This is a genomic window from Neomicrococcus lactis (assembly GCF_014200305.1).
In the GTDB taxonomy this organism is placed as follows: Bacteria; Actinomycetota; Actinomycetes; order Actinomycetales; family Micrococcaceae; genus Neomicrococcus; species Neomicrococcus lactis.
Map to the genome: position 1 here is coordinate 1,427,390 of NZ_JACHBL010000001.1, position 21,133 is coordinate 1,448,522.

Below are 21,133 nucleotides of genomic sequence, written 5' to 3' on the forward strand. Positions count from 1 at the left end.
GTAACTATCATGTTCGGCACCAGCTCCTTTTTCTTCTTTAATAACGCTCGAAATAGGATGAATACATGAAGGGCATCATTCTCGCCGGCGGTTCCGGAACGCGACTACATCCGATCACTCAAGGAATCTCCAAGCAACTGGTGCCTGTCTATGACAAGCCCATGATTTATTACCCGCTTTCAACCTTGTTGTTGGCTGGTATTCGAGAAATCCTTATCATCACCACACCCCACGATGCCCCACAGTTCCAGCGCTTGCTGGGCGACGGCTCACAGTTCGGCGTATCCTTCTCCTACGTCCAGCAGCCCTCCCCCGATGGTTTGGCACAAGCATTTGTCTTGGGCAGAGACTTTATAGGCGATGACAAGGTTGCTCTTGTACTTGGTGACAACGTCTTCTACGGCCCAGGCATGGGCACCCAGTTGACCAAGAATGTTGACGTCGATGGCGCGGCCATCTTTGGTTACTGGGTCAAAAATCCGCGCGCCTACGGTGTGGTGGAGTTTGACGCCAACGGCAAAGCCATATCGCTTGAGGAGAAGCCTGCGGAGCCCAAGAGCAGCTACGCCGTCCCGGGCCTCTATTTCTATGACAACGAAGTTGTAGACATCGCGCAGTCCCTTAAGCCATCAGCCCGCGGAGAGCTCGAAATTACGGACGTAAACCGTACATACCTAGAGCGCAAGAAGCTCAGTGTCACCCTTTTCCCGCGTGGAACCGCCTGGCTCGACACCGGAACCATCGACGACCTCAACGACGCTTCCACCTTCATCCGCACCATCGAGCACCGCCAGGGACTCAAGATTGGCGCCCCGGAGGAGATCGCCTGGCGACAAGGGTTCCTCAGTGACGCTGAATTAGCCGAACGCGCAGAAAAGCTCGTGAAGAGCGGATACGGAAGCTACCTCCTTCAACTATTAGACATCGATCGAAGTTTGTCCGTTGACTAATCAGGCACCTACCGTCGAGATTCCGCAAGCGACTCGCGTGAGAATTGCTCACGCTTTGGTTGCGGCAATTGCGCGCGAAAACCATATCGACGTGCTCCATGTCAAGGGATATGCCGCGCCTGACGATCTCTACCACGAAGGCCGTCTCAGCACTGACGCTGACGTTCTTGTACGCCCCCACCAAGCAAACGCTCTCGTCCAATGCCTGCGCGGAAATGGCTGGCGCACGGTCACGTCATTCGAATCTGGCTCAATTTTCAAGCATGCGGCTGCCTTATGGCATGACACGTGGGGCTATGTTGATGTACACCGATCGTTTCCGGGCTTCACAATTGAACCAACCCAGGCGTTCGACCTCTTGTGGCGCCAGCACAATCAAAAGTTGATTGCGAATCAACTTTGCAAAGTGCCGAGTCGACTAGATCATGCTCTGATCATTGCCATCCATGCTTCTCGAGATCCAGCGCGGGGCGACAGTGACACGAAGTTTGTCCTCAACGCCATCTCGGATGAGAAACAGGAACTGCGAAAACGGGCAATTCTGTTCGGCGCAATGACTCCGTACGCTATTGCCACCAATGATGAATTAGGACTCGCTGAAGTTCAGCAGCACCCGGACTTCAGGCTCTGGAAGTCGCTTGCCTCTGGCGGTGATCGACTTGAACTCTTCCGTGCGCGGATACACGCTGCGACCTCACCACAAGAGAAGGTGAAAATCGCCTTAGGTTCCCTCCTGATCAACAAGGACCATCTCCAAATGCGGCTCGATCGCAAACCCTCGATCACCGATTATCTAAACGAGTTCCGCGCTCGGGCAGCATATGCATTCTCGATGTTCACCCAACGGAAAACAGACGGCAAACCATGATGACGACAATCCGATACAAGATCATGCCTGACTGTGCTTTCGAATACTTCAAATCCGAAACTCCAACCGCTCTAGTCGTTTGTGCCACGCCTGGATCTCGGGCGATGGTTCTCAGCAGTACTGGAACCTTGATTTGGGATGCTTTAACGCGAGAGTTTCAAACTGAATCGGACATTGTCATTGCGATTTCGGAGCAGGCAGGCGTCAGCCCGGATGTCATCAGTGACGATGTTCGAGAGACACTCACTAGCCTCCATGAATCCGGGCTCATTGAGCAGGGCTAGCACCGTGCGCTTACTATGCGCCAAGAACAGCAATCGCATCACTTATGATCGCTAAACTTTAAGACGGCATCTCGAATTTCATCGATGAAGCGCGCCTCGGAGAAGTCGTCGGCGTGCGATCTAATCGTCGAGCTGTCCCACTCTCGAGCGAACATTCCCTGAATTGCTTCAGCAATCTGATTCGGTTGCGGCTCATCGAAGAAGAGACCCGTTTCATTCTCAACAATTGTGTCGAGATATCCACCCTTCCGTAGGGCGACCGTCGGAATGCCCCAAGATGCTGCTTCAAGTGGGGTGATACCAAAATCTTCATGGCTGGCGGCGATCAGTGCTTTAGCTCCCGAGTAAACCGACCGAAGTTGGGCATCCGTCAGGTCACTCAATAGGACTGTTGTCTCCCCCGCCATGCTCTCGAGCGCGCTCTTTTCTGGCCCCGACCCCACAATGACGAGAGGTACACCCAACGCTGATGTCGCTTCAATAATCTTGTCGACGTTCTTGTATTTCATCAGGCGGGCCACGACTAAGAGGTACTTTCCGCGAACAAGTTGCGAAATTTCCGGAACAGACTCTTGGACCCCTCCCGTGTCTAAGCTATGCGGCGGAAAGATGATGGGCGCATGAATCCCGTAAGTGGATTCAATTCTTTGCTGCACCACCGTGGAGTTAGCCAAGTATTTGTTTCGTAGATTTTGAGCATGTTTCTGATCCCACTTCTTGAGAAATGGTGCGAGGAAGTTCAGTGCGATTGATTGAGGACTACTGCGATTGCCATCTCCCAGATAGTGATCCCGCAAATACAGCCATCGCGCAGGTGTATGACAATAGACAATCTTCCGTCCGGAACCTGCAAAACCATGAGCCCAGCCTGACGACGACGTCAAAACGATGTCAGCAGGCACATCAAACGAGCTCGAAATGGGTGCCAGGAGCGGGAGTGCCAGTCGATGGTCCCTGCGAAATAGAGGAATTGCATTGAGCGGTGATGTGACTATATTTGCGTTCGCAAACTCGGGAAATGTCTTCTCTGGATCGTAGAGAGTCGTGTAAATGGTCGCCTCTGGAAATGCCTTGTGCATCGACAGCACGACACGTTCGGCTCCGCCGCGCTGTGTCAAGTAGTCATGAGCTATTGCGATGCGAGGAGCATCCATAGGTTCGTTCACAGAAGCTCTTGCCATCTAAAAACTCTGTTTCGCTCTAGAAGGGTATCGGACGCCCGCCAGCCCTGAACTTTCAACCATTAACGCCACGAGTTTTCGTCCGACAGCGGATGGGACTACTGGCAGCACATGGTCAATGAGGTTAGACGCGATTGAAATGGAATTCTCGTTTGAAACTTCGGCAACTCCGGAAACGAGTCGATTCCAAAGAGTAGTTCCGTATGCCTGTGGTAGTACGTCCTCACCGTGGAGCTCTACAAATTTGTCTCGCGCGGCACCTGAGTGAAGCGCCCGTAGACTACGTATTTTGGTGGTTACTGCAGCTGCATGATGTGGCGTAGTGAGTTCTGGAGCAATGACGATTGGGTAACCTGCCCTGTGAATTCTGTAGCCGTAATCGACATCTTCCCATCCATAACGACGATAGGAAATGTCGTACATTCCTACTTTGGACCAGATAGATCGTGGAATTGATACATTCCCGGCCCAGTGTCGCCATCGGAGGCCGGACGAGATGTCAAGCGCCGCTTTCTCGGCCAATCGGTCCGCCTCGTTCCCGTAAGCACGAGCATAAGGAGTATCCGGTAGGACGTTTCGCGTCAACCCTACGACGCCCTGTACCAGTCGCTCATGGCGATCGATATGATTCTGGATATAGCCCGGGTTTGGCTCCAGATCGTCGTCACAACGGATGAGGATCTCGCCATTTGATGCGCTAAAGCCCTCGTTGAGAGCTACAGATCTTCCCCTATTCTCCGAGAAAGTTATGACTCTAGAGTGCGTCAACTTGTCTTTAACTAACGAGCTGGATAGATAGTCACTAGATCCGTCCAGATCACCGTCAACAACAAAAATTACCTCGAATTCCTGCTGACTTTGGCTAGCAAATGCCTCAACAAGCCGTGGCAGTCGACTAATTCCCCCACGCGTCGGGACCACCACAGAGGCCCATGGTTTCAAAATCTCGTCACACTCCTTCTAGCTCTTTGAGCGTGGAATCTAGGCTCCGGCGGCCTGCTTCCGGTGAGAATAGTCGTTGCCAACGCTCGAATGAATCGTCGACTATTGATATCTTCTCGCGGGTGGGCGTTCCTATTGCTTCAAGAAGCACTTCGGACAAGGACCGCGCATCTCCAGCTCTCGCTACCCACGGGTATTGCGGCCCAACTATGTCAGGAAGAGCGCCGGCATCGGAGACAATGACAGGAACTCTTGCTGACATTGCTTCCGAGGCAACTAGGCCGAATGGCTCTTGCCAAACGGATGGCACTACGGCGAAATCAATCTGAGAAAAGAAGTCCTCCGGAGCTACCCAACCTAGCTGCTGGATATGGACAGATGAGCTAGATATCGCTTCTGCGACAATCTGCTGATCACGGTCGTCAACAAATCTTGGCTGCCCTGCAAGAACCAGTCTCAGCGGCTTAGAAATTTTCGCCTGCGCAAGATTCACTGCCTTAATTAGATTGGGTAGTCCCTTATCGGATGAAAATCGACCGATAAACCCAATAATAATTTCATCCGTATCATCGCGATCCTCTCGCACCCCTATTGGACTGCTCCAGTTAGGAAGAATCTTCGCGGCACCGATTTTCACTTGCATGTGCGCGGAGGGAACAACCACACGCAAATTGCGGAACAACGCCAGTGGTAGAAATGGCTTCAACTTAACGCTGGGAATTTGGTGCAGATGTACAACACGATTTCTCATTCCAGCGGTTGCAACGGCTGGTAGGAGTCCATTGCACCACAAGAGATCCGAACTATTTTCCTTCCACCATTTACGCAACGAGATCATGTACTGAAGACGACCAGAGCTTGGCAGCGATTCGACGCCGAATCCTTGATCCTTAGCTACCCTAAGTAGCTCGTCAGGTTCCTTCGGGGCGAGGACAACTAACTCATGCCCTAGAGCTCTTGCTTCACGTGCAATCGCCAAGAGCATGACTTCCCCACCCCCCATATTTCCGTTATTGGCCGCGATAGCTATCTTCATCGCAAAGCCCGAATATTCTTCGTTTTTTCCAGGTGACGCACGGCGAATGCGCATCCGAGCACAATGGCCGCCGGAACGGTAATAAAGACCTCCCCAAGTCTTGTAGAGCAAGTCATAATAATGATGACGCAAGACTCCACAACAAGCGTGTACCACGGACGTCTTGCGTTCCTTAGGGGATTTAACCCGATCCAGACAAAGGCAAACAGGATCATAAGCAAGAAGAACCAACCGCCCTCGGTGATCAGCCCCCAATACGAGTTATGGAAGAAGAAGGTTCGATCTTCGACGTGTACAACCGCTGTTCCCAAACCATTTCCATACCAAGGCGCGGTGTTGACCAGTTCCAAAGACGCGGCATCAATTCTTGCTCGAAGCGCATCCGTTCCGGTTCGGTCTGCAAATATCCAAGCCTGCGAAAAACGCTCCTCAACAAAATTGAGCAAACTGACAAGTCCAATAACTAGTGCGGCTCGAAGCATTGGTCCAATTTTTCCGGCGATTGCAAGCCAGATCAGTGCACAAGCAAGGGCGCCTAGCGAGGTTCGGGAACCGGTCAGAAACGTCGCGCCAAGGGCAAACAAGATGAGCAAGAACCTTAGCCAACGTCTTCTTACTATCAGTAGTGCCAAAATTGGAATCAGCGAATAGTAGAGGCCTGCGACATTCTTATCACCGAGATAGCCAGTCAAAAACCCCGGGTAATAATCGGGTGCAATTCCGGTGTAGTACAGAGGAATGTTGACAACCAACGCTATGACTAAACCGATCAATCCACTTCTTACATCCACACGACCGGTTGCGATCATCCAAACGAAGATGCCCAACAACGCGATGCGAATAAGTCGTCTAGACCAGGAAACCTCATTTACTTCAGATTCAACAAGGAGGTAAAAGAGCAGTAGGGTCAGCCCAAGCGCGAATCCGCCCAGGCGGATATTTCTAATTCGAGGCGCACGAAATAAACACAAGAATATTAATACAATCATCGTGAATTCCGGGGCAGGGATGTTCGCCGGAAACAACGGAAGCGCCACGCCATCAGAAACAAATATCGCAAAAAGGAGCGCGTCGATAAGCCAGGTTCGAGTACGCCGACTAAAGATATCGGTGGAGTGAGTCCGAACCTTCATCGAAGGTACCTGCTGGGGTTGCGTCACTGAGCCGCCACCAGCATCAAGGCTAGGAGAGGTTGTCATATAGCTCCTCGATGCTTTCCAACATGTCTCGAATGCCCGGCCAGGTGGTCTCCAACACTGGTCGCTTTTTCACGCCAGTGAATTGATCCAGAATCAGGCGAGCAATTCGCTCAGTGTCCTCAGCGTCCGTCAAATACTCGGCGTCGAGAATTTCGGGGTTACCGCCCACTGGAGTAGCTACAACACCAAGTCCGCTTGCAACCGCATCCAGGAGTGTGTAGGAACAGTTCTCCCACGAGGAAAGCTGAACTAGAACGTCGTGCTCTTTCATAGCCCGCTGTGCATCGACAAACCCTGCAAAAGACACAACCTTGTCGAGGCCCAACGTGTGGGTAAGCTGTTCAAGTTGCGATTGCTCTAGTCCCGTTCCCGCGACGGTCAACGTCGCACCGGGCTCCTCGGACAGAATCCGGGGGAATGCTCGGAGCAACTGAACAATTCGCTTTTCAGGGGAGAGCCGTGACAGGGAAAGTACCCGTGGCCCGCCTGCCTGAATATCTGCGGACGCTGGAGCCGGGGCATCGTCATTTTCACGATCCACACCGTTCAGAATGACCTTCAGTCGCTCTGGTGCGCGCCACTTTCGTTGCATCTCTCGCTTGGTGGACTCAGCGACGGCAATGAGCGCATCGGCGCGCTTGAGCCGCGCGGCATGCGCCCAGGAACGCGCCTGTGCCTTGAGCTGGTTCTTGTGATAGATCGAGTCATCCCCGGCAATGCCATGCTCGCTACTGACCAGCTTGACGCTTCGGTCGGCAGCCAACACGGCAGCGGCCACGAAGTCTGCGTAAGCCAAGTGTGTATGGACGATGGCCGGTTTGAGGGACTTGATCACGCCTCGTAGGCTGCGCGCAGATTGCGCAAAGCCGTAGTCCGGTCCAAAGCTTCCCGTAATGACGGCTCCGCCGAGCTCGCGAACTCGCTCAGCCAATAGCCCTTCCGGGCAAAAAAGCACCAACCGGTATTTCGCCATGCCCGTTCGGAAAACGTCGAGGACATGGCGAGCCACTCCCCCGAGATCCGCCACAGGGATAACCCACAGCGCGATCGGCTTCACGTCCCGAGCTGCGCTGCCGATTGAAACCGACGGAGATACGGCACTCACAGCCACTTCTCCAAGCGATCAAGCGCGGTCCAGAAGCCTTCGCCGTTGTTGACGTGCCCCTGCCAGATTTCCGGGATAAAGCTGACATTCGGGGACAGGCGGTCCAGCTGTTGGGCAAGGACCGGCCAGTCCACATCGCCGTCGCCAACCTGAACGCCTTCGCCGTCGACGCCGGTGGCGTCCACGAGGTGCAAGTGAATAGTGTGCGGAGCCATGAGCTCCACGGCCTCGGAGAATGGGATGTTCAAGAACGTCGCCGCGAGTTTCGAGTGGGAAACATCCAGGCAGAGCTTGGTGCCGGTTTCCTCTGCAAAGGCAGCGGTATCCACCGGGTCCAGGAACAGGTTGTGATATTGCTGCCCACCCATGAGCCATGGGAACGGAGGCAACGTCTGCGCGGCGATGCGCACGCCGGAGGTATCGAGCTTCTTCAAAGCATCAGCAATGCGCTGGTACTTCGGTTGACGCTCGGCCGGGGAAATATGGCGATCCGTAGTAAATCCGCCCATGGTTACTACCATGACAGGATCTTCGTCTTTGGTAAACCACTTCTTGAGATCACGCGTGATGTCAATGGTGCGCTGGACTTCGGCGATGGAACGTTCCCAATGGGCCTGATCCATAGAAGCAAGGTCCACGAGGAAGTCACCTGCGAACAAATCAGGAAGGTGGGTAGTGAACCCCATCTCGAGCGGCTTCGTGAAGAAGCTGTCCATATCCACGTCGAGATCTTTGTAAGAGAAGTGGAACTCCAAGAAGTCCGGCTTGCAGTCCTCGATCAAAGCAGCGTGGTCGTGGTAGCGGACCGGCAATCCCCAGGGACGGTTGAACTCGAACTGGCGTCCCTTCGGCGTGGACTCGTTGAGGTCACCTTCAAAGAAGAAATCGCCTTCGGCCATGGCGCGGTGCACCTTGCGGCCCACGAGCTGGGGCAAGGCGTTCGGCTGCAGGCCACGTCCGGGACTCTTGACGGCTACATCGGCCTCAGAAATGACGTCGCCAACGGCGAGCGGTCGAGCGGCGACCAAGGACTTAGCAAGGTTGACGCGGTTCATCATTTCGCCGGTGGAGACTACGCGAGCGGTACGCTGACCGATCGCTTCCTCTACCTCGCGGATGTTCTTGACCATCTGCTTGAACTCGTCCGGAAGCAGGGAGACCTTGTGGTCATTGCCCTCCATGGACTGGTCGACGGTGAAGTGCTTCTCCACAATTTTCGCGCCACGCGCCACAGCGGCGACAGGAACGTGGATGCCGCGCTCGTGACCTGAGTAGCCCACGATGCAGTCACCAATTTCGGCGAGGCGATCCATGTAGGCAAGGTTTACGTCCTTGAACGGTGCTGGGTACGTGGACTGGCAGTGCAACAGCGCGAACTGAGCGCCGAGGGAGCGCACGAGGTCTGCAGACTCCTTGATCTCGTCTTCACGGGACATGCCAGTGCTCATGATGAGCGGCAAGCCACGGGATGCGGCATCGCGAAGAAGCTCGTGGTTGGTGAGGTCGGCAGAAGCGATTTTCAGCCCAGGAATTCCGTAGTCAGCTAGGTCGGTGACGGACTTGGAATCCCAAGGCGTGCACATCACCGTGATGTCACGTTCTTTGCAGTGGTCAAAGACCTCAAACAAGGATTCGGCCGGCAATGAGAACTTGGAAAGCAGATCCAGGGTGTACTGAGCGCCGAGGTCCTCCCCTGCTGTGCTGCCGCCGGACTGGCGATACAACGAATCCATGTCTCGCAGCTGGAACTTGACGGCATCCGCGCCAGCATCCGCGGCCAGGTCTACGAGCTGCTTAGCGAGCTCCACGGAGCCGTTATGGTTGTTGCCAATTTCGGCGATGATGAACGCCGGGCTGTCTTCGCCAATTTCGTGCTTGCCGATGCGCAGGACGTCAGACTTGTTGATGGCAATAGCCACCAAGTGACCGCGCTCGTCAACCAGGGGTAAGTGAGAAATACCCTGCCCCATGAGCGCACCGAGCTCCGATGCAGGAGTGCTGCTCGGTGCCGACTTCGCGTTCTGGTTTGCCACATTGATGCAGCTGGTTTCCAAATCTGCAGTCGGGTTCTCCACAATCCAACGGCGGAAATCGCCGTCGCTCAGCGCGCCCTGCAGGATGCCGTGGGCGTCAACGCAAAACACGATGCGCTCTTTGTTAGCGCTGATTTTCCGGAGCCCGTTGATGATGGGATCCTCGGAGAAAACAACGTACGGTGCCAGATGCCGCTCAATAATCATGGTGTGTCAGAGACCCTTCCCAAGCGAAGCAATTTGCTGCTCCGCCAATGCAAAATCTAGTTCCGTATCAATGTCTACGCCTTCGAGCTCGTCCAAAATGAACAGCCCGATCTTTCCGCCCAAACGATTGTTATGACCCAAATATAATTCCGGTTTTGACACATACAGCGATCCGTTCTCGCGATATGGAATTTGTTCCGGCGTCAGTTCCTGACGACGGGGACGATTCTCGTAGTCATACTCCGCCGACACCGGAGTGCCAGCGGCCTCATTCCCGAGCCGCCAGAGGAATGGAGGGGTGGGGACTACGCCCACGAGCGAATCGACTCCTGTTTCCAAAAATTGGTTCACGGCTCGGTCGAGGGTGTCCGGGTGCCGCAGCGGTGACGTCACCTGCAGGAGTACGACGGCGTCTGGCTTGCGTCCCTGCGCCGTGCGGAAGTTAATTGCGTGGGCAACAACGGGCTCGGTTGCCGTGGTCTCTTCAGCTAGTTCGGCCGGGCGCATGAACGGGACATCGGCACCGTAGCGACGTGCGACGTCGGCCATCTCTTCGTCGTCCGTGGAGACCACCACGTCAAGGCCGATCTTTGCGTTGACAGCTTGCTCAACAGTCCAGGCCATCAGGGGCTTGCCGCCGAGGTTGCGCACGTTCTTACGTGGAATTCCTTTGGAGCCGCCACGAACGGGAATGACGCACAAGATGTTCATGAGGTCTCCTTCAAAAGTTCGGCGATAGCTCGCGCAGGTTCGGTGGGGTTGAGCTGCGGAATTGGAGTGGGTTCCGAATCCAAGCTGGTCCAACGGCTCAAGCCGTAGCGTTCCCAAAACTCACTCAACCACTGGGGTGGGTTGTAGTACGTCACCCAAGCCGGTAGCCCTCGCACGGCGGACTCCAAGACACCAGTGGAGAAAACAGAAGCCACTGGTCGATCAAGTGACTTCAATGGTGCACCGAAGCGATCGATGGGAATTCCTTGACGCTCCCACAGCGCACGCTGGATCAAGGACAATTTGTCCTTTTCCGCAGGATGAGGACGGTAAGTCGCCTTGGTCTCGTAGCAAAAACGAGCGGCAGCAGATGCAAATCCAGTACGCGGAAGCTCGGCACCGTGCAACTGCCCCAGGAACACGGGCCTCTTTGAAAGTGCAGCATTCACGTCCGCCGGCTCTTGAGCGGCTTGCCACAATAGCTGGGAACCCACCACGTCATACGTAATGTCCTGATGGGCACCATTCATCCAAAACGCGGCGTCGGATTCAGTGAAGGCCAACAAGTGAGCCCCGGGTGGCAGTGGCGGAGCCTGCGGAGCGAGCAGTCCGTGTTGAACCACGTTGAACCGAATAGCGAAGCGTTCGGCCAGCTCAAATGCGGCCGAGCCTGCGGGCAAGAAGTGTCCCACGGCCACAATGTCCGTGAGTGACTCGCCGAGGCGAGCTGCGTCGTCGTCCTCAAAGGAGCCAGAGACCCAACCGGTACCCGGAAGTGCCCCGGGGTCCCCCAGCGAGAGAACCGCCAGCGATTCCTCAGGCAAGTACTCGAGTGGGCGAATGAGCGACGCGATCTGGGTTGGCGTACCAGCCTCAAGCGCCACGAGAATGCGCGGGTTCTCGCCGCGCGTGCTGAGGGTCAGCTCGATTGCGCCGGGCGCGGACTGACGCAGGCTCCGAACCTTGGAGACCAAGCGTCGCGCGCCGGATTTTTGGGACGCTTGCCAGTCATGCCACTGCTGGATGTCGCGAGGGTGGAAGAGGCCGCTCATTCCCACCGCCGGTCGAGATCGTTGATGCGGTGAACGAAGGTGTGCTCCGCGAGGGTGCGCTTGCGCCCGGCTTCGCGGATGGATTCGGCCCATGCGTGATCTTTCAGCGCGCGGCGCGAAAGGTCAATGAGCTCTTCCGGCGACTGGAAGAGAAGCACCTCGGTGCCGATGTCGTAGAAACGGTCCACGTCAGGGCGGTCTACCAGCTGCAAGCCGCCCATGCCGGGGACCTCGAAGGTCCTCATGGCCAAACCTGCTTGAAGGCCGTGGACATTGATGGCCGCGGCGGCGATGGCTTGCACCTGATAAGCCTCTGAGAGCGGAATGTCCCTTTCAGCGGGAAGCTGGGGACGGCTGAGTTCCCAAGTGCGTAGCTTGTCAATGACATGATGGGACCACTGGCGACCGTACGCGCGCACGGGAACACCTGCGTCGCGAAGCCGTTCCAGAAGCATTTGGCGGTTGTCGTAGCGAGCGCCAACGAACACCACTTCTTGGCGGCGCTGTGTAGGCGGAGCTGCGAGCTCAGGATCAAATGCGTTAGGCAGGTACGAAGCGTTGACGCCCTGGTTCGCCAACAATTCAGCCTCGTCCATGCTGTAGCTGAGCACGGGGCCAATGTTTTTGAGGAAGTCCACAGTGTAGGAGTGACGCTTGAGGTCGTCATACAGCCACAGGATGCGTGGGAGCTGGCGCTTCTCTACCTCGGACCAGAAGTCATCGCCGAGGGTGTCCCCCTTGATGACAATCAGGAAGTCTGGATTGACTTCGATCAGCGCTTCAAGGGCCCGTTTTGTGGACCAGTCTTCAGCCTTGGAGAGGTGGTCCATGCCGATTTTCGCCGGCAGTTCGTGAAGGACCTTGTTACGCACCTTCGACGCAACGGAATCAAAACCGTCATACCGGTGGGAAGCCACCTGATAACCACGCCGTTCCAGCGCGTTGGCAATGGAACGGTAATAACCATGAAAAGTGGGAGTGACTAGGAGCAGCTTGCCCTTAGATGTTTCCGAAGCGCTAGTTGACATCAGCACCACTTACAGAGCGGTTGCCCGTCTTTTCATCCTTCAAATAGCTCAGCTCTTCCTGCAACACGGCGCTCGCATCAATGTCTCTGCCCGTCAGTTCCCGAACTTTGTTGACACCAAAGTTCGCGTAGGAGGCGGCCGTCAACGCAGTCTTCAGCGCCACGGGGTTGCCCCACTTCTGTGCATACAGTTGTCGCGCTTCTACGAGCCACTTGCGGCGGCGCGTCGGATCACTGGAACCACCGCCAATATGGGCTACGGAAACGGTGCCCAGGTAAATAGACGGAACTCCCATGTCCCGAAGGCGCTTTTGAAGGTCAACTTCTTCTGCATTCATGAAGAAGTCCTCATCAAAGCCGCCAATACTCTTCACCGCGTTGACGGGCAACATCATGGCTGCGCCGAAGACCCAATCAACAGGGAGCACCTTGCCCTGCTGGGCGCGAGTGTCATGGCCAACCGCTTCATGTAAGAGCTTGTGGTGGCGAAAACGTGCCAGCGGGCTGAGCCACTCCGTGACTTGATGGCCAATAGTTGGGAAGTGACGGGCCGTCCATTGGGTTGCTCCGTCTGTTCCGGTGACTTCCGGACTCATTACGGCAGGATGCCATGGTGCTGCAGCGCTCTGGAGGTCTTCGATAAAGCGGTCCGGCAAGACCAAATCGCTGTTGAGCACCAAGGCCACTTCAGTGCCGATGACGTTTAGGCCGGTGTTGACGGCTGAGCCGAATCCACCATTGGATTCACGGCGTACAACTGTGAACTGAATTTGCGATTCGTTCGAAGGAGCCCACTCTGCGGGGAAAGGCGTAGGTGAAGCGTCGTCAACCACCACAACCTGCTTGAGGCAGTGTGCATTCTCTGAAAGGAGCGTCTCGACTAAGTGCTGGACATCGCTGGGATCGCCATAATGAGGCACGATGACACTCAGCGAATTGTGTGTGCACAAAGCCAACTAGTTCATCCCCCTCAGATAGAACAGTAGGTCTCCCCAGAACACCGAAGTATGCATCGGCTCCCTGAACTGACCACCGTAATTGTATCGGATGGATCAACGGCTCCCTATTTGTGTGGCGCCCTGAGCGCATAGCGACCAGTGTCACTCATGTGTCCAAGTCACATGCGATTCAAAGACCGATAACATCTTTATAATTTGAATAGTTTGCTGTTGGGGAGCGCAAGAATCTTTCTCCAAAGCCAAGTCTTTGCTATTCACTTACACATGCAACATTCGCGCTGAGGGATTCATGGAATATACAACGGAGAGCCAGCCGAAGGCTTTGAACGAGCAAGTTCGACGCATCGTGCGGGTTGCACTGAGCAACTGGAAAGGCGCTCTTGCCATCTTCCTCTTGTCCGTCCTTGCGAGCGTGGGCCTGTTTTTCCTCTCACCCAAGACCTACACCGCTACCAATACCGTCATGGTGGTGGCCGGCGGCGGCAATAACTTGGGTAGCTACTTGTCTTCAGAGACTCTCGCAACGACTAAGGCCGAGACCTACCTAGCACTTGGAAGCGCACCGGAAGTTGCTGCACTCGTCAGCAAGCATTTCGCTGAGCAAGGAAAGAGCGTCAGCTGGACCAGTGTTGCGTTCGCCAAGGATCCCAGCAACTCTCAGATCCGTGTGAGCGCTCAAGCATCCACACCGGAGAACGCAAAAGCGGCAGCTGATGCATTCGCGCAAGCTCTTTCGGACGAAGCCGCTCGCGTCGAAAAGGTGATGGCTAGCGGTGGAACCGACACGACGTCTACCATCCCTGTGGTTCAGATCATCCCGATCTCCTCGGCGCTCCTGCCTACCGCTCCTTCAGCCCCTTCGCTTCGTAAGAATCTGATGAATGGCGCCATCGCTGGCCTGATTCTTGCGGCGCTCTACATCTTTATCAAGCACCTCTTCGATGTGCGTATCCGCTCCACGGAGCAGGTCGAGGAAGTCACCGGCCATGCAGTTCTCGGCACGATTCCTCAGGACCCACGCTTGGGCGATCACCGTCAGGTGGTCACGATGGTGGAAGCTGGCGACAAGCGTGGTTGGGCGACGGCTGAAGCCCTTCGCGATCTACGCACCAACCTCACTTTCTCTCGCGTGGATAATCCACCCCGCGTCATCGTGGTGACGAGTGCGTTGGCTGGTGAGGGTAAGTCCTCGATCGCAGCCAACTTGGCCGTTGCCATCTCACAGTCCGGCAATAACGTGGTCCTGATCGATGCCGACCTTCGCCGCTCCGTCCAGACGGATCTATTCCATCTGCAGTCGGGCGCTGGCCTAACGGACCTTCTCTCCGGCGCTGTAGATCTTCAAGACGTTCTCCAGGATTGGAGCGCGGACCAGCGGCTTCAAGTTCTGGGCGCAGGCCGCACGCCGCCGAACCCGTCTGAATTGTTGGGTTCGCGTGCCATGAAGCGACTGCTCGCTGACCTCTCCCGTGACGCAGTGGTGATCGTTGACTCGCCGCCGCTGTTGCCAGTGACGGATGCCTCCGTGCTGTCCACCTCCGCCGACGGTGTGCTGGTGGTTGCCAAGGCCGGTAAGACCAGCATCGAAGACCTCAAGAAGGCCACCGATCGACTTCAGCGCGTCAACGGACATGTCTTGGGTGTTGTGCTCAACCACGTCCCGCGCAAGGGTTCAAGCGCAGGTCAATACGGCTACTACTCCGACACTTACTACTACTCCTCAACAACCGGCGAGCGTACTCGCCGCACGCAAGGAAAGCGACGCGCAACCGCTTCCGCGTCCAACTAGTCGTTTCAACCAACCAGCGTGTTGAGCAAATAGTCGAGAAACAAGAACTGCGGCCCCACCAAAAGGTGGGGCCGCAGTTCTTTAAGGTCGATGTCTGGCTCTAGGCCTGAACTTTCTCCTGCACGAAGATGTTCGAGACCAAATCCCGAGCCCAATCGATGATCTCCTGATCAACGAGATCCCGACCCGCTACGCGGGCCGTCTTGGGCTTAGGGATAAGCGCCATATCCATGTTCGGCTTGAGCAGCGTTCCAGGATACATACGGTTCAAGCGCACCTGGCGAGACTCCGGCAGGTTGGCAATCGGTGATACTCGTACGAAGTTGCCCTGAACGGCGAGGTCCGTGAGGCCAGCACTCGTCGCATGCAAACGTAGCCGAGCGATATCAATAAGGTTCTTGACGACTTCAGGCAATTCGCCATAGCGGTCCATGAACTCTTCCACCACGTCTTGAATCTGAGTTTCATCGTGGGCTGCCGCGAGCTTGCGGTATGCCTCGAGGCGCAAGCGCTCGCTCGGCACGTAGTCGTGCGGCAAGTGGGCGTTGACGGGAAGATCGATGCGCACATCGGCGGTGACTTCTTCCTTGTCGCCGCGATAATCGGCCACGGCCTCCCCTACCAAACGCAGGTACAAGTCGAAGCCCACGCCCGCGATGTGACCGGACTGTTCGCCACCCAAGAGGTTACCGGCGCCGCGGATTTCCAAGTCCTTCATGGCCAACTGGAAACCGGAGCCCAGCTCGTTGTGAGCGGCTACTGCTTTCAAGCGTTCCAAGGCCACTTCACCCAGAGGCTTTTCCGAGTTCCAGAGGAAGTACGCGTACGCGCGCTCGCGACCACGGCCCACACGGCCACGCAGCTGGTGGAGCTGGGACAGGCCATAGTTGTCAGCACGGTCCACAATCAGGGTGTTGGCGTTTTGGATGTCGAGGCCCGTCTCGATGATGGTGGTGGACACCAGCACGTCGAACTTCTTCTCCCAGAAGTCCACCATGATCTGCTCAAGGCGAGACTCGGTCATCTTGCCGTGAGCCACTTCCACGCGAGCTTCAGGAACCAGCTCGCGAAGCTGCGAGGCCACCTTGTCGATCGAAGACACGCGGTTGTGCACGAAGAAGACCTGGCCTTCGCGCATGAGCTCGCGTCGAATTGCGGCTGTGACTTGCTTATCCGTGTATGGACCCACATAGGTCAACACCGGATGACGCTCTTCAGGCGGCGTCGCCAAAGTCGAGGTCTCGCGGATGCCGGTCAAGGACATTTCCAACGTACGCGGGATAGGCGTCGCGGACATGGCCAGCACGTCCACGTTGGTGCGCATCTTCTTGAGCGCTTCCTTGTGCTCCACGCCGAACCGCTGCTCTTCGTCCACAATCACGAGTCCAAGATCCTTGAACTCAACCTCCTTGGACAGAAGACGGTGCGTACCAATCACCACGTCGACGGAGCCATCTTTGAGCCCCGCCACAATCTCCTTGGACTCTTTCGCCGTCTGGAAACGGGACAGCGCGCGAACACGCACCGGGAAGCCCGCGAAACGCTCGGAGAACGTCTCAAAGTGCTGGCGCGCCAACAGCGTGGTGGGTACCAGAATCGCTACCTGCTTGCCATCCTGCACCGCCTTAAACGCCGCACGCACAGCAATTTCCGTCTTACCGAAGCCCACGTCGCCGGAGATCAAGCGATCCATCGGGATCTCTTTCTCCATGTCGGCTTTGACGTCATTGATGGCGGTGAGCTGGTCCGGAGTCTCCGCGAACGGGAACGCATCCTCGAGCTCGTGCTGCCACGGCGTATCCCCCGCAAAAGCGTGACCACGTGAAGCCATACGCGCCGAATACAACTTGATGAGCTCGCCAGCGATTTCCTTGACGGCCTTGCGAGCCTTGGATTTGGTCTGGGACCAGTCGGCACCGCCCATCTTGGACAAGGTCGGCGTCTCACCGCCCACGTACCGCGTGAGCTGGTCCAGCTGATCAGTCGGAACGAACAACCGGTCCCCCGGCGCACCACGCTTGGATGCCGCGTACTCGAGCACCAAGTACTCGCGCATGCCGTCAGAACCGGCGATCTTGCGTTGAATCAGTTCAATGAACTTGCCGATGCCGTGCTGCTCGTGCACCACGAAATCGCCTTCGGTGAGCTGCAGAGGATCCACCGCATTACGACGACGTGCGGCCAGTTTCTTGCCACTTTTTGCGGAATACGCGGACGAGCGGCCCAATAGATCGGCTTCCGTCAGGAGCGCGAGTTTTAGTTCAGGGAAGACGAAGCCGTGACCGGCTTGAGCGGTGGTGATCTCTACCAGGTGAGTGGTGGGTTCGTCTTTCAAGAACTCCACGCGGTGGGCCGGGATCTGCGCGTCATGCAGCAGCTCGGCGATGCGCTGCGCAGGGCCAGGACCGTCCGTGACCACCACAACGCGCCAGTCGTCATCAATCCGCTCGCCCAAGAACGTGAGCATCTCCTGCACGTTGCCAGCGAAACCACGAGGCTCCGTCGCATTGACGCGCAAAGATCCGGCCTCAGGCAAGAGCTCCGAATCGGCACCCAAAGACGTCATGGACCACCACGAAATCTTCGCCTTGTTCGCTGCTTCGCGCGTCTCGCCGAGAGAAGCGAAGTTGCCGGAAGACAACGCGCTTTCCACGGAGCCAACACCCGGCTTGACAGCTGTGATGTCTACGGCGGAAATATCCACCGGGGCGGCGCCACCATGCGCGGCGGTGTTCCAGGCTGCTGCCAAGAATTCTTCGTTGGTCGCCGCCAAGTCATGCGAACGGGCACGCACGCGCTCTGGCTCCATGACCACCGCGATAGATCCTGCCGGGAGCTCTCCCACGAACGGAACCATGGAATCCACCAGGACGGGTGCCAGAGATTCCATGCCCTCTACGGCGATGCCGCCGGCGATCTTCTCGAGCATCTCGGCCGCGCCCGGCAACACGTCCTTCAATCGCGCTGCGCGAGACATGACGGCCGGAGTGATGAGCAGTTCGCGGCATGGAGGCGCAATGATTTCGCGCGGCCCTTCGCCCGAAATGGATCGTTGATCCGCCACCGAGAAGTAACGCATCTGATCCACTTCGTCGCCAAAGAAATCGATGCGGACGGCGTGGTCAAGCGTCGGCGGGAAAACGTCAATCATGCCACCGCGCACAGCAAATTCGCCGCGATGTGTCACCAAATCCACGCGCGCGTACGCGGCATCCGCGAGCGCCTTCACGAGGGCACTGAATTCGTATTCGTCACCCACAGCCACGCGGACGGGACGCAGTTCGCTCAAGCCGTTCACGAGCGGCTGAACTACCGCGCGTATCGGTGCGACGATCACCTTAAGGCGAGCTGCGGCGTCGTCCTTCCCATCATGCAAGCGACGCAAAACGGACAGCCGTCGGCCCACCGTATCCGAGCGAGGTGACAGGCGTTCGTGGGGCAACGTTTCCCAGGAGGGAAACTCCGCGACGGAATCAGCGGGAAGGTACGCCTCGAGCGCTGCGGTGAGGTCTTCAGCCTCGCGGCCGGTACTGGTAATTGCCAGTACGACGCCGCCGCTCGGGTTCACTGCGTCCGCTAAGTCAGCACACACAATAGGCCGCAAGCCCGTGGGCGCGGCGATCTCTAGATTTTGCGTGCGTTCGGCGAAGCTCCGTGCTGCGACGGTTTGCAACACGGGGAGAGTTCTATCGGCGGATAGTGCTCGACGGAGTCCATCAAGAGCGAGGGCAGGGAGCGCGGCAGAAGTCGTCATGATCGTTCGTTAGTTTACTCTTCTAGGGCTAGTTGGCCTTTAGGATGTGGATATGGCACTTAACGCAAGCACTTCATTGCCCTTTACTCCTCAGCAGGTCCTCGAGACCTTCACCAACCGCGAGTTCGTGGAGCACGTCTCCAATCGCGTGGGTGGATCCCTTAAGGCATTCACCGTCAATGGTGACCTCGCCGGAGCGTTCACCACGGAAATCGTGCGTGAAGTACCCACGGCACGCCTGCCGGAAATCGCGCGCAAGGTGGTTGGCCAGACCATCACCATCACGCAGAAGGAAAACTGGGCCGCTCCAGCAGCGGACGGCTCCCGCGCTTCGACGGTGACGATTGACGTTGCCGGCGCACCTGTCTCCGTGAACGCAACCCAGAACATCCTGACCGCCGACGGAGGATCCCGCGTGGATCTCGCAGGCGAGGTCAAGTCCTCTATCCCGTTCATGGGTGGCAAGATCGCCGCTGCCGCTGAGCCATTCGTGGCCAAGGCGCTGAACCTCCAAGCCCGCGAAGCGAAGGCTTGGCTGGAGCGCTAAAACCCGCACCGCATTCATGAGCTGGGCCGCGACACATCTGTTGCGGCCCACTTTTGTAGGTGTACCCTAGATCACGGTGTGCCGGGAAGTCTGGTCGGCGATGTACTGTTTGGCGCCTACTGAAAGGCTCGTATGAGCAACTCACCCGCACCGTCCCCTCAAGGGTTCGACGGCAAGCCCAGCTCCAATGTCCTAGGGCGCTCTTCATGGGAAGAGAATGTCCGCATCGGCGACATTCTCCGCAAAGAGACCGTGGGCGGCATGGTGCTCATCGCCGCCGCTCTCGTGGCCATCATCTGGGCGAACTCGCCGTGGGCCTCTTCTTACTTCGCAATTCGCGACTTCCACATCGCCATCCCCTGGGCCAACATGGATCTTTCCATCGGTCACTGGGCTGCAGATGGTCTTCTGGCGGTCTTCTTCTTCCTGACGGGTCTGGAACTCAAAAAGGAATTCGTAGCGGGCGATCTCGCCGATTTCTCGAAAGCAATTGTGCCGGTGACAGCTGCTTTCGGCGGCGCACTGGTTCCAGCGCTCATCTTCCTGGGCTTCAACATCGCCACCGCCGGCGAAACGTTGCGCGGCTGGGCCATCCCCACCGCCACAGATATCGCGTTTGCCGTGGCTGTCTTGGCCGTGGTCGGCTCACACTTGCCCTCTCCCCTGCGCATCTTCTTGCTGACGCTCGCCGTCGTGGATGACCTCATTGCCATTGTCATCATCGCGTTCGTCTACACCGCTGATCTGGTGCCGATGTACGCACTCTTGGCACTCGTTCCCATCGCGGCCTACTTCCTCATCGCTCACAAGGCTCGCGTCTTTTGCGCCGAGCACAAGTGGGCGCCATGGCTGATCTTGCTACCGCTCGGCATTCTGGCTTGGTGGTGCGTGTTCCAGTCCGGCATTCACGCGACGATCGCCGGCGTGGTCCTGGGTTTCTGCGTCCCGGTCCGCCACCGCGACGGCACGTCTGCACACGGCCTCGCCGAAGTCTTTGAGCACCGGTTCCGCCCCATCTCCACGGGCATCTGCGTACCTGTCTTCGCGTTCTTCTCAGCTGGCGTCACTGTGGTGGGCGGCTCCGGTGGCTTTGGCGCAATCCTGTCTGATCCAGTGGTGTGGGGCATCGTCATTGGTCTGGTGGTCGGCAAGCCGATCGGCATCCTGGGCTCCACCTTCCTCATCACCAAGACCCGTCACGCCAACCTTGACCCGGACATCAAGTGGATCGACCTCTTCGGCATGACCCTTTTGGCCGGAATCGGCTTCACGGTGTCTTTGCTCGTGGCAGAGCTGAGCTTCGGTTTGGAGTCGGCGCATAGTGATCACGCGAAAGTTGCTATCCTCGCCGGCTCCTTCATCGCCGCGATTTTGGGAACCCTGATTCTTAAGCCTCGTGACAAGCATTACCAGCTAATTGCGGCGCGAGAGGCGATTGATGAGGACAAGGACGGCATTCCTGACGTTTATCTGAAAGACTAGGGAAACT

At 56.9% G+C, this 21,133-nt stretch carries 17 protein-coding genes; 6 read left to right on the forward strand and 11 right to left on the reverse strand.

Annotation, left to right across the window (positions count from 1 at the left end):
- Positions 1 to 65 precede the first annotated feature (65 nt).
- The 3 genes from rfbA to BKA12_RS12690 are packed head-to-tail and all read left to right on the forward strand — an operon-like array spanning position 66 to position 2,102.
- On the forward strand, positions 66 to 950 hold the full coding sequence (gene rfbA / locus BKA12_RS06505; RefSeq protein WP_183641620.1) for a glucose-1-phosphate thymidylyltransferase RfbA: 885 nt from the start codon (positions 66 to 68) through the stop codon (positions 948 to 950).
- On the forward strand, positions 943 to 1,818 hold the full coding sequence (locus BKA12_RS06510; RefSeq protein WP_183641622.1) for a nucleotidyltransferase family protein: 876 nt from the start codon (positions 943 to 945) through the stop codon (positions 1,816 to 1,818). Before rfbA ends, BKA12_RS06510 begins: the two co-directional genes overlap by 8 nt.
- 23 nt (positions 1,819 to 1,841) lie before the next feature.
- Positions 1,842 to 2,102, forward strand: coding sequence for a PqqD family protein (locus BKA12_RS12690; protein WP_420826523.1), 261 nt, complete (start codon positions 1,842 to 1,844; stop codon positions 2,100 to 2,102).
- Between the two features lie 38 nt (positions 2,103 to 2,140).
- On the opposite strand, the gene BKA12_RS06520 is transcribed toward BKA12_RS12690, so the two are convergent.
- From BKA12_RS06520 to BKA12_RS06565, 10 genes are read right to left on the reverse strand one after another with little or no spacing between them, the layout of a single operon-like run.
- The gene (locus tag BKA12_RS06520; RefSeq protein ID WP_246361614.1) at positions 2,141 to 3,283 is read right to left on the reverse strand and encodes a glycosyltransferase; all 1,143 of its coding nucleotides are present in this window, start codon (positions 3,281 to 3,283) and stop codon (positions 2,141 to 2,143) included.
- Complete coding sequence (locus BKA12_RS12695) at positions 3,284 to 4,207, reverse strand: glycosyltransferase family 2 protein (RefSeq protein ID WP_420826524.1); 924 nt, start codon at positions 4,205 to 4,207, stop codon at positions 3,284 to 3,286.
- Positions 4,208 to 4,232: 25 nt separating this feature from the next.
- A complete protein-coding gene (locus BKA12_RS06530; protein WP_183641628.1) occupies positions 4,233 to 5,315 on the reverse strand; it encodes a glycosyltransferase family 4 protein in 1,083 nt (360 codons plus the stop codon).
- Positions 5,258 to 6,460 (reverse strand): O-antigen ligase family protein, encoded by a 1,203-nt coding sequence (locus BKA12_RS06535; protein WP_183641630.1) that lies wholly within the window; start codon positions 6,458 to 6,460, stop codon positions 5,258 to 5,260. Before BKA12_RS06535 ends, BKA12_RS06530 begins: the two co-directional genes overlap by 58 nt.
- Positions 6,444 to 7,565, reverse strand: a complete 1,122-nt coding sequence (locus tag BKA12_RS06540) for a glycosyltransferase (protein WP_183641631.1) — start codon at positions 7,563 to 7,565, stop codon at positions 6,444 to 6,446. The genes BKA12_RS06535 and BKA12_RS06540 overlap by 17 nt, the downstream gene beginning before the upstream one ends.
- Complete coding sequence (locus BKA12_RS06545; protein WP_183641633.1) at positions 7,562 to 9,805, reverse strand: N-acetylneuraminate synthase family protein; 2,244 nt, start codon at positions 9,803 to 9,805, stop codon at positions 7,562 to 7,564. Before BKA12_RS06545 ends, BKA12_RS06540 begins: the two co-directional genes overlap by 4 nt.
- 6 nt (positions 9,806 to 9,811) lie before the next feature.
- Positions 9,812 to 10,516 carry an acylneuraminate cytidylyltransferase family protein gene (locus BKA12_RS06550; RefSeq protein ID WP_183641635.1) on the reverse strand — a complete coding sequence of 235 codons (705 nt, stop codon included), beginning with the start codon at positions 10,514 to 10,516 and terminating at the stop codon, positions 9,812 to 9,814.
- A complete protein-coding gene (locus tag BKA12_RS06555) occupies positions 10,513 to 11,568 on the reverse strand; it encodes an RNA-binding protein (protein ID WP_183641637.1) in 1,056 nt (351 codons plus the stop codon). The genes BKA12_RS06550 and BKA12_RS06555 overlap by 4 nt, the downstream gene beginning before the upstream one ends.
- Positions 11,565 to 12,596 carry a CgeB family protein gene (locus tag BKA12_RS06560; protein ID WP_183641639.1) on the reverse strand — a complete coding sequence of 344 codons (1,032 nt, stop codon included), beginning with the start codon at positions 12,594 to 12,596 and terminating at the stop codon, positions 11,565 to 11,567. Before BKA12_RS06560 ends, BKA12_RS06555 begins: the two co-directional genes overlap by 4 nt.
- Complete coding sequence (locus BKA12_RS06565; protein ID WP_420826509.1) at positions 12,586 to 13,515, reverse strand: glycosyltransferase family 2 protein; 930 nt, start codon at positions 13,513 to 13,515, stop codon at positions 12,586 to 12,588. Before BKA12_RS06565 ends, BKA12_RS06560 begins: the two co-directional genes overlap by 11 nt.
- A 328-nt stretch (positions 13,516 to 13,843) precedes the next feature.
- Here BKA12_RS06565 and BKA12_RS06570 point away from each other — a divergent pair, with 328 nt between their 5' ends.
- On the forward strand, positions 13,844 to 15,343 hold the full coding sequence (locus BKA12_RS06570) for a tyrosine-protein kinase domain-containing protein (RefSeq protein WP_183641643.1): 1,500 nt from the start codon (positions 13,844 to 13,846) through the stop codon (positions 15,341 to 15,343).
- Between the two features lie 100 nt (positions 15,344 to 15,443).
- On the opposite strand, the gene mfd is transcribed toward BKA12_RS06570, so the two are convergent.
- Positions 15,444 to 19,097, reverse strand: coding sequence for a transcription-repair coupling factor (mfd, locus tag BKA12_RS06575; protein ID WP_183641645.1), 3,654 nt, complete (start codon positions 19,095 to 19,097; stop codon positions 15,444 to 15,446).
- 52 nt (positions 19,098 to 19,149) lie between these two features.
- Between mfd and BKA12_RS06580 the strand changes: the two genes are divergently transcribed.
- The gene (locus BKA12_RS06580) at positions 19,150 to 19,644 is read left to right on the forward strand and encodes a DUF2505 domain-containing protein (protein WP_183641647.1); all 495 of its coding nucleotides are present in this window, start codon (positions 19,150 to 19,152) and stop codon (positions 19,642 to 19,644) included.
- Between the two features lie 132 nt (positions 19,645 to 19,776).
- The gene (gene nhaA / locus BKA12_RS06585) at positions 19,777 to 21,126 is read left to right on the forward strand and encodes a Na+/H+ antiporter NhaA (protein WP_183641649.1); all 1,350 of its coding nucleotides are present in this window, start codon (positions 19,777 to 19,779) and stop codon (positions 21,124 to 21,126) included.
- Positions 21,127 to 21,133 lie beyond the last annotated feature (7 nt).

Excerpts from the sequence above, each read along its gene's own strand:
- rfbA (WP_183641620.1), top strand. The coding sequence starts at position 66 with ATGAAGGGCATCATTCTCGCCGGCGGTTCCGGAACGCGACTACATCCG.
- BKA12_RS12690 (WP_420826523.1), top strand. The coding sequence starts at position 1,842 with ATGCCTGACTGTGCTTTCGAATACTTCAAATCCGAAACTCCAACCGCT.
- BKA12_RS06520 (WP_246361614.1), bottom strand. The coding sequence starts at position 3,283 with ATGGCAAGAGCTTCTGTGAACGAACCTATGGATGCTCCTCGCATCGCA.
- BKA12_RS06530 (WP_183641628.1), bottom strand. The coding sequence starts at position 5,315 with ATGCGCATTCGCCGTGCGTCACCTGGAAAAAACGAAGAATATTCGGGC.
- BKA12_RS06535 (WP_183641630.1), bottom strand. The coding sequence starts at position 6,460 with ATGACAACCTCTCCTAGCCTTGATGCTGGTGGCGGCTCAGTGACGCAA.
- BKA12_RS06545 (WP_183641633.1), bottom strand. The coding sequence starts at position 9,805 with ATGATTATTGAGCGGCATCTGGCACCGTACGTTGTTTTCTCCGAGGAT.
- BKA12_RS06550 (WP_183641635.1), bottom strand. The coding sequence starts at position 10,516 with ATGAACATCTTGTGCGTCATTCCCGTTCGTGGCGGCTCCAAAGGAATT.
- BKA12_RS06555 (WP_183641637.1), bottom strand. The coding sequence starts at position 11,568 with ATGAGCGGCCTCTTCCACCCTCGCGACATCCAGCAGTGGCATGACTGG.
- BKA12_RS06560 (WP_183641639.1), bottom strand. The coding sequence starts at position 12,596 with ATGTCAACTAGCGCTTCGGAAACATCTAAGGGCAAGCTGCTCCTAGTC.
- BKA12_RS06570 (WP_183641643.1), top strand. The coding sequence starts at position 13,844 with ATGGAATATACAACGGAGAGCCAGCCGAAGGCTTTGAACGAGCAAGTT.
- mfd (WP_183641645.1), bottom strand. The coding sequence starts at position 19,097 with ATGACGACTTCTGCCGCGCTCCCTGCCCTCGCTCTTGATGGACTCCGT.
- BKA12_RS06580 (WP_183641647.1), top strand. The coding sequence starts at position 19,150 with ATGGCACTTAACGCAAGCACTTCATTGCCCTTTACTCCTCAGCAGGTC.
- nhaA (WP_183641649.1), top strand. The coding sequence starts at position 19,777 with ATGAGCAACTCACCCGCACCGTCCCCTCAAGGGTTCGACGGCAAGCCC.